Here is a 12,159-nt window from a genome sequence, read left to right on the forward strand (position 1 = left end):
CAGTATCCTTGCAATGGCGCTGACCGATACAGCGTTTATATATTGAATAAATACAAATGATTACTTTCTTCCCGCAACCCACTGCATTCCCCAATCATGAGCCTCGTCCAACGCCTGATGCCCATTATAGAACTGCACGATTCGTTCAATACTGAATGTCTCATTGTTCACATTGCGTAACATGGCGATGCCACACATGCCAAGCGGGCTCCCGTATTCATTCATTCGGACAATGATATCCGGGCCGTCCTTCTGCTGGATGGTTACCACACCGTCTACTTGAGACCAGTTGGCCACACCACCATAAATATAGGTGAATACCAAGATGCGCTCAATTTCCGAGATACGGGCACCATTAATCCGCAGATTCTCTCCCGTCTTAACAGATCCCGTCCGGTCATCCCCATCCAGTGCAATATAAGGGAAACGGTTCAGTGAACCAAACGTCTGTCCCAAGGCCTGAATCACATCTCGTGTACCATCCTTCATCTCGAACAGGCAGCCCAAGTCCAGATCCACACTTTTGCTACGACCAAATAACCCTTTGCTACCCTGTTGATTCCAGTTGAGGTTAATCAGGATTTCACCAAGTCCCCCCGCATTTTTCTTGAGGTTAATGGTGTCGCCCTTCTTCTTCAATTCAATTTTGCTGAAATTGATCGAATTCACAGGGGAAGGCGTCGGTTCTGGTGCGGGCACCGGGGGTGGTGGAGTCGGTACAGCTGTCGGAGGAACGGTTGAAGTCGTTGGTGCAGGGTCCGATCCACCATCCACATCCACACCAAAGTTGGCACAGAGTGCATTCAAGCCACCTGCAAAACCCGATCCTATCGCATTGAACTTCCATTCTCCGTTATGGCGATACAATTCACCGATGACAATCGCGGTCTCCACTGTAAAACCGCTTCCCAGATCATATCTCATCACTTCCTGACCTGCAGCTGCATTGGCAAACCGTAGAAAACCATGCTGAACCTGTCCAAAATGATGGCGTCGTGCTTCACCGTCATGAATCGTCAGGCTGAAGGCGATTTTCTCAATTCGGGCAGGGATTTTGCCAAGATCAATGGCGAATTGTTTCTTCTCACCGCTAACCTGCCCACCATCCATATACGTGATAAACGCGGTAGAGGGCTGGTTATAGAAGATAAAATCCTCATCTCCAGCCACTTTATTGTCTGAACCCAGAAGGAATGCTGATGTGTCCAGCTCCACACCCGAGGCTGCCTCCCAACCAATGCCTACCGTTAGACGGGACAAGCCCGGATTGGTTTTGGTCAGATCACTCTTCTGGCCTTTCACGACAGAAATCGCCATAGCAGACTCACCTTTCTATGCCAAGTTATTGTGCATCCAGTCCGTAATTTTTGCATAAAGCAGATAGTCCACCTGTGAAGCCGCTGCCTACCGCCTGAAATTTCCAGTCCGCACCTGCACGGTAAAACTCACAGAACACCACAGCTGTTTCTGTAGAGTAGTCTTCTCCGAGGTCGAAACGAAGCACTTCCCGATCACTTGCAGCATCTACAACACGAACAAAAGCGTTGGAGACTTGTCCAAAATTCTGCCCTCGTCCATCTCCATCGTAGATGGTTACCGTAATACCGATCCGGTGAATGTGCGCAGGGATTTTGCTGAAGTCAACGACAACTTGCTCATCATCCCCGTCACCCTCACCCGTACGATTGTCACCGGTATGTGTCACTGAACCCGCACCGCCGCTTGGATTGTTGTAAAAAACAAAGTCATCCGTACCTTTGGCTTTTCCATCTTCGTACAACAAAAAAGCCGAAGCGTCCAGGTCAAAATCGACTCCACCACTATATTTGTTCGTGTCCCAACCTAAACCAACCACCACACGGGTAAGGCCCGGATTCGTCTTAGTCAGGTCAATACGTTGTCCTTTGGCAAGACTGATCGTCATTTGTTTTTCCACCTTTCCAAGATATGTGATTAAATGAAAAGGAGAACCGTCCAGGAGACGGTTCTTCCCATCCTGTAAGTCGTTCTGTACGTCCTATTGCAAACCGTAATCGCGTGTCAATCCAACCAATCCATCCTGGTAACCACTACCGATGGCACTGAACTTCCACTCGCCGCTATGACGATACAATTCACCAACAACTACACCCGTTTCAATGGAGAAGTCTTCTCCCAGGTCGAAACGAATCAGTTCTTCGTTGTTTGCTTCATTGACGATTCGCACATAAGCACGGGAGACTTGTCCGAAGTTCTGGCTACGTTCTGTAGCTTCGTAGATCGTAATAGAGAATGCAATTTTCTCTACATTTGCGGGTACGTTAGGCAGGTCGATATTGATCTGCTCATCATCACCGTCGCCATCTCCTGTACGGTTGTCACCGGTGTGAACAACAGAACCATTTTCATTTTGTGGATTGTTGAAGAAGATGAAGTTTTTCTCGCCTTCTACTTTACCGTTTGCATTGGCACAGAATACCGATACATCCAGGTCAAAGTCTTTTCCGCCATCATACTTATTGGTATCCCATCCCAAGCCTACTGTGATTTTTGTCAAACCTGGGTTCGTTTTAGTCAGATCGATTTTTTGACCTTTAGAGAGATTAATTGCCATCGTGTGATCATCCTCGCTTATTTAAATGTATTGTAGTTATCGTGACATATGAATATCAGGATTATTGTCGATTTAGGTTAAATCTTGTACTTAGGAGTACCTGCGAGCGAGTTCGTTGATATGTACCGCATGGGAACCCTCTCCAATTGCCGAAAATTTCCATTCACCTCCATGACGATACAATTCACCACAGATCAATGCTGTTGAACCTGTGTAGTTATCGGATAGATTGAACTTCACGAGCTCACTGGAGTTTTTACCATCCAGAATACGAATATAAGCCTTCTCAATCATGCCAAAATCTTGCTTGCGATTGACACAATCGTAGATATTAACAACGATTAATACTTTATGAACATCAGCAGGAATACGGGACAGATCCATTTTGATCTGTTCATCGTCACCGTCTCCCTGTCCTGTTAGATTGTCACCTGAGTGGATAACCGAACCACATGCACTTTGCTTGTTGTGGAAGCAAACCAGGTTGGAGTCCTTAACCAACTTGCCTTCTTCATTCAACATGATCGCCGATGCATCACAATCGATATCCGCTTGTTTTTTTCTTCCAAAGAAACCTTTGGCAGTTACCGGGTCCCAACCAAGACCAGCAATCACCTCAGTAAGTCCTGCATTGCCTTTGGTTAAATCAATCTTCTGTCCTTTGACCAAATTAATGCTTGCCACTGATTTTCACCTCCCTTCATATGTAAAATAGCTACTTAGAGATTGAATTCACCCGGGTTCAGTCCAAGTACAATGCATATCTCGGCAACAACTCTTTTCTCCTGATCATCAAAGTTGCCGTCAGCTGAACCAATCGCACTGCATACGCCCACAATAACGCGTCCTACATCCGGCTTGGCTTTGAATTTCCCAATAGCTTTCAGCGCTTCCTGCTTCCCGATCTCTGGAGAGAACTCAAAGTTCGCGACATAATGATTGAAGCGTGTAATCACTTCAGCCATATCAAATACTTTCAATTCCTGACTCAGGTTGATATAACCGGCCATCTTGTTCTTTTCCGCTTCGTCAATGGAACCATCTGCAAAAGCAACCAGTGCACAGCCTGCAACTACGGCGTCCATAAAATCTTTATTTTTAAACTTTTTGACTTGCTCTTCAAGTCCTTGTTTTGTTGAATTCAACCAGCTTTTAAATGAACTCATACTCAACCTCCAATAGTTTCATACATGGTGTTCTTCACACTTTTTCATGATTTTCAGTAAATTTTCATTCCTACATCATGATTGAATATAAGTTAAATTATTCCTTAACTATACTCTGAAATACGGCAATTTTCTACATTAAAAAACAATTAATACCTTATGATACGCATCGTTCTGGATATAGTTTCAAGCGGATTTCAAAAAATTGCTCGACACCTCTTTTCTTATTTCCACTCTCACACACAATACATAGAACCCTGACCACCGATCGTCCCGGCAGTCAGGGTTCTATGAAATACCTCAGCATATATATTTCGTTCAACTCATTCAAATTCTATTCAATACTACTATTCCTTTCCGTAAATCTCCTCTACACGTTCTTCCTCATTTGTAGACAACAGAACATTAAGCAACCCCATGGCATTATTGGCATCGGTTCTCGTCGTCTTATACATCTCGGCAAACGCCGCTTCATCCTGCTCCGGGTCCATCGCAGCAAGCTTGCCCCACGACGTGCGGGCTTTGTCGTATAGCGTACTCAACGTAATGTCACGCGGATGTTGTGCTACGGGTGCCATAGATTCAAATTTCGCTGTGACGCTGAAGAAATCCTTGGAATCCTGGAACGATGTACTGCTATAATCCTTATTTTTCATCGCATCTTCGGTAATCAGCAGGCCTTCACGGGCGATAAACAGTGTTTTCACCATGGCACGCTCCAGATTGGTTGCTTCTTCCCAAGTTATATAAGATTCGTCAGGTGCTTGTACGGTTGTAAAAAAAGGAAAGGCATCATCAATCAACCGCTGCGAATCGGAGTGAATTGGCACCCCTGCATTCATGTCCACAACGGCATCGCTGTAATTGGCGACATTAATGTTTTTGGAACCCGCCTCACTGACCCGACGTACTGGATGATCCGTAAGCGGGATACGGATATAACCGAGTTTATCGGCATACTGCTGCTTCAACTCTTCCAGTGTGGAGTCCTTTCCAATCTTGCCGTCTTCAGCTGAAGAAGATTCTTCTGTAGCTGAACCTGTCTGCTCACTCCCATTCGAACCGGTTGCTGCGGTTTCTGTTACAGCAGCATTCGAGCTGCTTGTTTCTGATGAAGCAACTTCTGTACTGGAAGCAGACTCCGGCGATGACGTCTCTTTCGCTCCGCCACCACAAGCTGTCAGAATCGCTGCCAAACCAAACATAACTGCGAACTTCTTTATCGTATAATTCCATTTCATCGTATAATCTTCCCCTATCGTATGTATATTCCTGAGAACCATTAACCTCTGCTCCAAGACTTGAACACCCACTTACAAAAATATCCTTTCATATAACATGCTTGATTCACACAATTGGACATGGTCTACATTCTAACATAAGTTAAATATCGGTTGTATACGACGATATACCTGTATCTAAAGCCTTTTACTACTCGTACATTAACTACCACCGCAACACAAAAACACTGCCGCCCGTATAGACAACAGTGTTCGTAAAGCGTAATTATTTGATACCTTTAGCCTTCTCCATATGCTCTGACCGAATCTGAGGATCCGTGGAATTGACCGATGATAACAGAGCGTAGATCGCCTGGATATCCTTCTCTTGAAATACGGTTTCGGGAACCTCTGTCTCAAGTCGTTCCGTCTTACGCTGAATGGTCTCTACCAATTCGTGATCGTAGATGATCAGTTCATCTGAATTCACATACCTCACAGCAGGATCAACACTAATTCGGCAACGGTTGGTGAAGGTCACCATGGAGACGAGACGTACTCTTTTGTAGTCTCCGAGGTGTGCATGGATGGCTTCCACATGGGCACGATGCTGCATAAGTGGATTGTACATTTTGACCCGGCTGCTGCTGACCGACCAATTGGCCTCTCTTCTTCCGCCGCGAATCTCACCTGTCGTCAAATTTCGGGTTTCGATCACAAAGATTGCCCGAGGGCCGATCACGACATGATCAATCTGCGAGTAACCGGAGCGTGACTTCGGATTGGTAACGAGCAGGTCGTTCAGCACTTTATATTGACTTGGAAGACCTATCAGCTGATCTGCTGTACTAGGCTCCTCCGGCTGGCGTGTCCAATCCCCTTCCGCTTTTTTCTTGCGCTTACTACGGACCATACGCGGGGGAATGGTTGTCGTCGATGGTAACGCTGAAGCGGAGGCTGTAATCTGGTTCGCAAGCTCTGGTTGTGTCTTGAACAGAGACAGGATTTTCTTGAACATGGGCAAGCTCCGTTCTATTATAGTGTGGGTTACGGGTGACCATTACAGGAGGAATAACATCCTTTGACACATTCATTATGTAAACTTCTATTACTTATGTCGGATAAAGCGGGGTAAAAATAAAGGGAAAATGATCAAAATCTCTCCATTATGCAAAGTACATATGAACATTTAACCAATTTCGTGACTTTAGACGCATAAACAAGCCGCAAAATTGAAAAAAACAGCGCAACCCTTTCCTCAATAGAAAAAGAATACGCTGCTGTTCTCTTGGATGTTAAGCCTGAAGATAATAGGTGTAGAGCACCTGAGTACCCTTCTCTTCGAGAGCATTATTCGCTATTTCCTGATACAGAGATTCGGCCAGAGCCAACCCAGGCGTTTTCATGCCCATCGCTTTTGCAGACTCCAGTGCAATTCCCATGTCTTTGATAAAATGTTTCACATAGAATCCAGGCTCATAATCGCCTGCGATCATGCGCGGACCGAGATTGCTGAGCGACCAGCTTCCGGCTGCACCGGTAGCAATGCTCTTCAGCACGGTCTCCGCGTCCAGACCAGACGTCTTGGCATAGGCAAGTGCTTCGCATACACCCATCATGCCAGAGGCAATGGCAATCTGGTTGCACATTTTGGTATGCTGTCCGGCTCCCGCCTTGCCTTGCAACACAATGTTGGTGCCCATCTGCTCAAACAGCGGACGCACGGCTTCAAAGGCCTCCGAGCTACCACCAACCATAATGGACAATTTCCCATCGCGCGCTCCGATATCACCGCCCGACACAGGCGCGTCCAGTGCCTGCAATCCTTTGCCTTCCGCAGCTTCAAAGATTCGTGCAGCCAGTAGCGGACTGGATGTTGTCATATCAATCAGATATGAACCCGGTTTGGCATTGGCTACGAGACCATCCTCACCGAGATAGATCTCCTCTACATCTTTCGGATACCCCACCATTGTGATGATGACATCACACGCGGCAGCCAGTTTGCCTGGTGTGTCATGCCATACGGCACCTTCCTTCACCAATGCTTCTGCTTTGGCAGCAGTTCGCGTGTACACATGCAGCGGATATCCCGCTTGCTGGATGTGCGCAGCCATGCTTTTACCCATCACGCCTGTACCAATAAAGCCAACTTTTGTCTCTCCAAGTGCCTTCGTTGTATTTGTCATCGCAGGTTTCCTCCCTATTTCTCTATGCTTCGCTCAGTGCTTGTCTTCGACATTGCTATATCTGTATGTTAAAGCTTTCTGCGTAGTCCGTCCATATCGCTTGTAGCTTTCTGTGAAAAAATCTGAAAAAGGAATCAACTTCCTGTATGCTGTACAACCTAACGGAAACTTCCTTCATTGGAAAGGAGGATTCGCATGAGTCGTGAAAAAGGTCAAATTACCATCTGGTTATCCTTTTCCATCATTTTATTAAGTGCCGGACTGGTCTGCCATGTCTTGTCCATCCCAGCAATTCTCGAAGCTGGCGGCAGAGACGGATGGTTGTCTGTCGTGGCGGCTGGTCCTTTTTTCATGTTGTTTCTATGTATGATGTACATCATCATACGGCGAGTACGTGGACAGCGATTAACAGATTGGATTACTCGAGAATTCGGGGCGGTCCCTTCCTGGATCTTCCGGATCTCCGCTTCCATTCTGTTATTCACGCTTGGCACGCATACGCTGTATGAGACAACCAACTGGACCGTATCCACGTATCTTCAATTCACACCTCCCTATGTTCTGGCCGGTGGCGGAGCATTGGTTGCCGCGTGGGCAGCGGCTAAAGGCATACGCTCCATCGCGATGACTTCCAGTCTGCTGCTGCCCTTTGTCATTTTGCTTGGTTATTTTGTAATGTCCGCCAATATGAAATATAAAGACTACAGTCTATTGTTCCCGATTATGGAGAACGGCATGGGTCCCGTGTGGCGGGGCATGATCTACTCTCTTGCCGGACTTATGGAGATCTGGATTCTTATGTTGTTTCAACATGAAGTCAAAGGCAAAATTCGTTGGTGGCATGTTCTGATCCTCGGCGTGTTCATGCTCAGTATGGCAATAGGGCCAACGATCGGAGCCATTGTGGAATTCGGACCTGAAGAAGCAGCGAAACAACGAAACAGTCCCTATGAGCAATGGAAACTTGTGAATATCGGAAAGTTGCTGCAACACGTTGATTTTCTGTCCATCTATCAGTGGCTTAGCGGTTCCTTCGCAAGAGTGGCTATATCCATGTATCTCATCGTGGATCTGCTGAATTTCCGCAGACCGAAGAAACGATATATCGCCATCCTTACCATCACCGTCATCATGAGCTTCATGGCGATGCAATGGTGGCGCATTGATTACGTGGATTATTATGTGGACCATATTCAGTTCCCGGTCATGCTCGCTTATGTATCCATCGTTACCGTAATATTGACCATTGCCGCATTAATCCACAAAAAGGACAAGGAGGCTCCCAAACGTGCCGATCTCAACCCAACCCAAGAATAATCCTGACGTTGAACCGTTCCGAATGAACGAGCATAACCTGAATACCTTTTTTGCCGGATCTGATGATGTCATCATCAATAGTCATATGATCGGAGAACCTCCGATGCAACTCCTTATGACCTATTGCAGCGGTATGGTAGATAGTGAAGCGATCTACGATATTATTCTCCCAGAACTCAAACGAACATATGAAAATACACACTTTATCCGTACATCCGACATTGAAAAGTGCATCAGCCTGGATTGGACCCGAATGGATCTGCAAGATCCGGCATTTGGAACTGAACTGATGTCTCTCCGTGTTTTTGAAGGTCATATGTTAGTCTGTATACCATCCCTTCAAGCCATGTGGAGTATTGATATATCTAACATCCCTACTCGGACACCGGAGGAATCGACCACCGAAGTTTCGATCCGTGGGGCAAGAGATGGGTTCATTGAACCACTTGCCGTCAATATTGCCTTGATACGCACCCGTCTGCGTACGAACCAACTGGCCTGTAATATCGAACTGATCGGTACACGTTCTGCAACCAAGGTGGCATTGATGTATATCAAGAATATCGCCAATCCGGAGCTGATCGAAGACGTCCAGGATCGGTTGCGTAAGATTGAGATCGAACGAATCTTGACCGCCAATGAACTGGAAGAATTGCTGTCGCCTTCGAAGATTACTTTGTTTCCCGTTACCCACTATACGGGCAGGCCTGACTTTGCTGCAGAATGTCTCCTGAACGGACGTTTTATCCTCATTGTAGACGGCAATCCCAGCGCCATTATTGGGCCAGTCAACCTGTTTCTTTTGCTCAAATCACCGGAAGATGCCAGCTTTCCCTTCTTAGCTGTCAACGTTGGGCGGATGCTACGCTTTCTTGGCCTGATGATCACCGTGTTCCTGCCTGGCTTTTATATTGCGCTGACATCCTTTCATATGGATCAGATCCCCTTTCCTCTAGTCGCTACGATCTCCGTTGGACGCATGGGGCTTCCGATGGAATCGGGAATGGAGATGTTTCTCATTATGCTGCTGATGGAGCTGTTCCGTGAGGCAGGGGTACGTTTACCAAGTGCCATCGGCCAGACATTAACTGTCGTTGGAGGTCTGATTATCGGAGATTCCGCCATTCGAGCCGGCATGGTCTCTCCCCTTATGATTGTCATCATCGCAGTTACCGTCGTAGCTGGAGCAACCATTGTGAATCAGGTCATGACCAGTTCTGTGCTGATCCTGCGGTTCCTTTGTTTTGTCCTGGGGGCATCCCTCGGCATCTATGGGTTCATCCTGTCGTTGATTCTGTTCCTCATCTACCTGACCGATCTCAAATCATTTGGCATTCCGTATCTCACGCCGTTAACACCGCTTCATTTCAAACAAGCGATAGCTTCATTATTCAAACTGCCAAAGGGGTTAGGTAAACGAAGACCCGTCTATCTCGAGACCCAGGAGCCCCGCAAGAATGGGAACGAACGATGAAGCGTTTGTTGCGGCGATATATGCTGGGTCTGTTAAGCCTATCGATGTGCGTGATGACGAGTGGGTGCTGGAGTGCCTTTGAAATCCAACAGGTAGACTACGCCAAAGCATTTGGGATTGATTATAAGGACGGCATGTATCACCTGTATGTGCAAACACTGGATTTTGCCAGTGTCGCCAAAAGTGAAAGTTCAACCAAAAGTGCAAATACACCGCCTGTATGGGTCGGACATGCCGAAGGGAAAACCATGAGTCTGGCGCTGAACGAATTGTTCCGTACGGCTCAATTACACATGGCTTGGGGGCATGTGACCGCCATCGTTATGGCCGAAGGTGTGCTCACCAACAAACACATCAAAGAAGTGTTCGACATGCTGGGACGGTTTCCAGAATCCCGTTATACAACCTGGGTGTATGGAACACGAGAGCCTCTGGAGAAAATCCTGAGTGCAACGTCCATCTATAATATGTCGCCACTGGACAGCATTCTTCACAATCCGCTCCCCACGTACATGGAAGAATCGTTGTACCCGCCTGTGCTCAGCTTTAAGCTCATTGCAACACATAATGATCCGGCTACAACAACGTATCTGCCGAGTATTGCATTGAATGATACCCAGTGGGCTGAGAATGAGAAGAAACATGATTTGTTTCTGGTGGAAGGGGCCTTTTTCGAGAAGACTGGCTATGACTTTGAATACTTTCCACGCAGTCAGCTTCCCGGTTATCACTGGCTAATCAAAGACATGCGACGGGCCCCTCTACTTGTCCAAAAGGATGGAACGATCTATGGGGCGCTTAGTGTAGGATTGCCAAAGATCAAAATTAAACCTGTTATTCAGGGTGAAGACGTTACGTTCAACATTGATGCCCACTACCTCACCGCCCTGTACGAATACCTGGTGCCCACCTCGTATGAAGAGATGATCCAGATTAGTGAAGTGAAGTTGCGGGAGCAGATCATGCAGACCTATCGTCACGGCCTTGAGCGTGGTGTGGATATTTACGGTCTTCAGGAGAAGCTGTATCGTAAAAATCCGAAACTCTGGCGTAAGTTATCAAACAACGGGAGCAAGATGATGCTTACGGAAGACTCGATTAAGGATCTGAAAATCCATCTCACCATCCCGTATACAGGGAAATATAAACGGAAAGTGTAGCAAGAACACGAAACACCCCTTGTCCGTATGAAGCCGGATAAGGGGTGTTTATGTAGATGGATGTATTTCGTTTGTAGTTCGAATCATGCAGGTCTAAGACTGCGAAGTTTCCATTCCATTGGTTATCGTAGAAATGGTATGTCAGATAGTGCTGCCCCGAAGTAATCTACCAGCATCCATGCAACGATCCATAACAATGGCAACTGCATGATCCAGTAAGGAAAGATGTATCTTTTCTCATGATAAGAAACCCATCCCGAAACCAAAGCCGCAAGAACGCAGAGTGGGTATGACATCAGTATATCGCCCTCCAAACGACTTGCCACCTGATACTCAGAAGGAGTGGGTGCAGCGAGCGACATTCCCATGGCAAATGCGATCAACGGCCAGATCAGTAATGTCAGACCATATATTAAGGTGAAAATCATGATGTACAAAAAACTTCTTTCTTTACTTCTTGTTATATCTTTGCTTAACAATCGAACTCTCTCCCATGCGTTCATTTTATTTAAAAAGACGGCCAACGGCCGCATACTCTCAACTAACTTTCACTTCTTATAATAGTTCATTACCCGCAACCGAGTAGTCAGGATTAAGGTCTGAGGAATGAGCACAAAGACAATATACATAAGTACAATTAACCATAGATGTGCGGCAAAATGTTCTGCACCGAACGATGGTTTCGGACGTTCAATCCAATACCACCAACACGGGATGGCAATAATCCATGTCAATCCTGTCGAGAGGAACAAGTCTTTCACATCGCTCCACAGAAAGCAGAACACCGCGACGAACAAAATAGGACCTGTCCAAGAATCCATTATCGGTCCCCAGCTCTGGAAGACAAAGATAATGGCAGGATATAGAAGGTTGATGGTCCAGCGCCATATGTTATTAGTATACAGATTCATTATTTTTCACCTCGCTACGTACCGTTGCAATTTCACGTGAAAATACAGGCTACAAAAATTTGCGAAGATATGTACTCTCGATTTTAAAAGGTTATTCAACTACATACTGGGACAGAAATGAAGAAAAGA

Annotated in this window: 13 protein-coding genes; 3 read left to right on the forward strand and 10 right to left on the reverse strand. The window is 46.3% G+C overall.

The genetic code is table 11. From position 1 onward, the window contains the following. Positions 1-60 precede the first annotated feature (60 nt). From J2Z28_RS08535 to J2Z28_RS08570, 8 genes are all read right to left on the reverse strand, one after another. Positions 61-1,317, reverse strand: a complete 1,257-nt coding sequence (locus J2Z28_RS08535) for a TerD family protein (protein ID WP_211081929.1) — start codon at positions 1,315-1,317, stop codon at positions 61-63. Positions 1,318-1,342: 25 nt separating this feature from the next. Beyond that, positions 1,343-1,924 (reverse strand): TerD family protein, encoded by a 582-nt coding sequence (locus J2Z28_RS08540; RefSeq protein ID WP_036606267.1) that lies wholly within the window; start codon positions 1,922-1,924, stop codon positions 1,343-1,345. A 93-nt stretch (positions 1,925-2,017) separates the two neighbouring features. Next, the gene (locus J2Z28_RS08545; protein WP_076213449.1) at positions 2,018-2,593 is read right to left on the reverse strand and encodes a TerD family protein; all 576 of its coding nucleotides are present in this window, start codon (positions 2,591-2,593) and stop codon (positions 2,018-2,020) included. Between the two features lie 90 nt (positions 2,594-2,683). After that, on the reverse strand, positions 2,684-3,277 hold the full coding sequence (locus J2Z28_RS08550; protein WP_036606262.1) for a TerD family protein: 594 nt from the start codon (positions 3,275-3,277) through the stop codon (positions 2,684-2,686). A gap of 35 nt (positions 3,278-3,312) precedes the next feature. Then, positions 3,313-3,759: a tellurite resistance TerB family protein gene (locus J2Z28_RS08555; RefSeq protein ID WP_076253393.1), complete on the reverse strand. Its 447-nt coding sequence runs from the start codon at positions 3,757-3,759 to the stop codon at positions 3,313-3,315. A 347-nt stretch (positions 3,760-4,106) separates the two neighbouring features. Beyond that, positions 4,107-5,000 (reverse strand): hypothetical protein, encoded by an 894-nt coding sequence (locus J2Z28_RS08560; RefSeq protein WP_211081930.1) that lies wholly within the window; start codon positions 4,998-5,000, stop codon positions 4,107-4,109. Between the two features lie 265 nt (positions 5,001-5,265). After that, a complete protein-coding gene (locus tag J2Z28_RS08565) occupies positions 5,266-5,997 on the reverse strand; it encodes a nuclease-related domain-containing protein (protein ID WP_017690394.1) in 732 nt (243 codons plus the stop codon). 277 nt (positions 5,998-6,274) lie between these two features. Continuing rightward, the gene (locus J2Z28_RS08570; RefSeq protein WP_211081931.1) at positions 6,275-7,168 is read right to left on the reverse strand and encodes an NAD(P)-dependent oxidoreductase; all 894 of its coding nucleotides are present in this window, start codon (positions 7,166-7,168) and stop codon (positions 6,275-6,277) included. A gap of 195 nt (positions 7,169-7,363) precedes the next feature. On the opposite strand from J2Z28_RS08570, the gene J2Z28_RS08575 reads away from it, so the two are divergent. Genes J2Z28_RS08575 through J2Z28_RS08585 form a run of 3 tightly spaced genes read left to right on the forward strand, consistent with a single transcriptional unit; the run spans position 7,364 to position 11,119 of the window. Beyond that, the gene (locus J2Z28_RS08575; protein ID WP_047841796.1) at positions 7,364-8,485 is read left to right on the forward strand and encodes a GerAB/ArcD/ProY family transporter; all 1,122 of its coding nucleotides are present in this window, start codon (positions 7,364-7,366) and stop codon (positions 8,483-8,485) included. Next, positions 8,457-9,959, forward strand: coding sequence for a spore germination protein (locus J2Z28_RS08580; protein WP_342357484.1), 1,503 nt, complete (start codon positions 8,457-8,459; stop codon positions 9,957-9,959). Before J2Z28_RS08575 ends, J2Z28_RS08580 begins: the two co-directional genes overlap by 29 nt. Further along, entirely contained in the window at positions 9,956-11,119 is a 1,164-nt protein-coding gene (locus J2Z28_RS08585; protein ID WP_211081932.1) for a Ger(x)C family spore germination protein, read from the forward strand. The genes J2Z28_RS08580 and J2Z28_RS08585 overlap by 4 nt, the downstream gene beginning before the upstream one ends. A gap of 122 nt (positions 11,120-11,241) precedes the next feature. Here the strand turns inward: J2Z28_RS08585 and J2Z28_RS08590 are convergent, their stop codons facing one another. After that, positions 11,242-11,598 (reverse strand): hypothetical protein, encoded by a 357-nt coding sequence (locus tag J2Z28_RS08590; RefSeq protein WP_211081933.1) that lies wholly within the window; start codon positions 11,596-11,598, stop codon positions 11,242-11,244. Positions 11,599-11,667: 69 nt separating this feature from the next. Beyond that, positions 11,668-12,030 (reverse strand): hypothetical protein, encoded by a 363-nt coding sequence (locus J2Z28_RS08595; protein ID WP_211081934.1) that lies wholly within the window; start codon positions 12,028-12,030, stop codon positions 11,668-11,670. Between the last annotated feature and the right edge of the window lie 129 nt (positions 12,031-12,159).

It is taken from the genome of Paenibacillus xylanexedens (genome assembly GCF_017874615.1).
Taxonomy (GTDB): Bacteria; Bacillota; Bacilli; order Paenibacillales; family Paenibacillaceae; genus Paenibacillus; species Paenibacillus xylanexedens.

Bases quoted from the DNA above. Each gene is read 5' to 3' on its own strand.
- J2Z28_RS08555 (WP_076253393.1), bottom strand. From the start codon at position 3,759: ATGAGTTCATTTAAAAGCTGGTTGAATTCAACAAAACAAGGACTTGAA.
- J2Z28_RS08585 (WP_211081932.1), top strand. From the start codon at position 9,956: ATGAAGCGTTTGTTGCGGCGATATATGCTGGGTCTGTTAAGCCTATCG.
- J2Z28_RS08565 (WP_017690394.1), bottom strand. From the start codon at position 5,997: ATGTTCAAGAAAATCCTGTCTCTGTTCAAGACACAACCAGAGCTTGCG.
- J2Z28_RS08545 (WP_076213449.1), bottom strand. From the start codon at position 2,593: ATGGCAATTAATCTCTCTAAAGGTCAAAAAATCGATCTGACTAAAACG.
- J2Z28_RS08540 (WP_036606267.1), bottom strand. From the start codon at position 1,924: ATGACGATCAGTCTTGCCAAAGGACAACGTATTGACCTGACTAAGACG.
- J2Z28_RS08570 (WP_211081931.1), bottom strand. From the start codon at position 7,168: ATGACAAATACAACGAAGGCACTTGGAGAGACAAAAGTTGGCTTTATT.
- J2Z28_RS08595 (WP_211081934.1), bottom strand. From the start codon at position 12,030: ATGAATCTGTATACTAATAACATATGGCGCTGGACCATCAACCTTCTA.
- J2Z28_RS08535 (WP_211081929.1), bottom strand. From the start codon at position 1,317: ATGGCGATTTCTGTCGTGAAAGGCCAGAAGAGTGATCTGACCAAAACC.
- J2Z28_RS08560 (WP_211081930.1), bottom strand. From the start codon at position 5,000: ATGAAATGGAATTATACGATAAAGAAGTTCGCAGTTATGTTTGGTTTG.
- J2Z28_RS08575 (WP_047841796.1), top strand. From the start codon at position 7,364: ATGAGTCGTGAAAAAGGTCAAATTACCATCTGGTTATCCTTTTCCATC.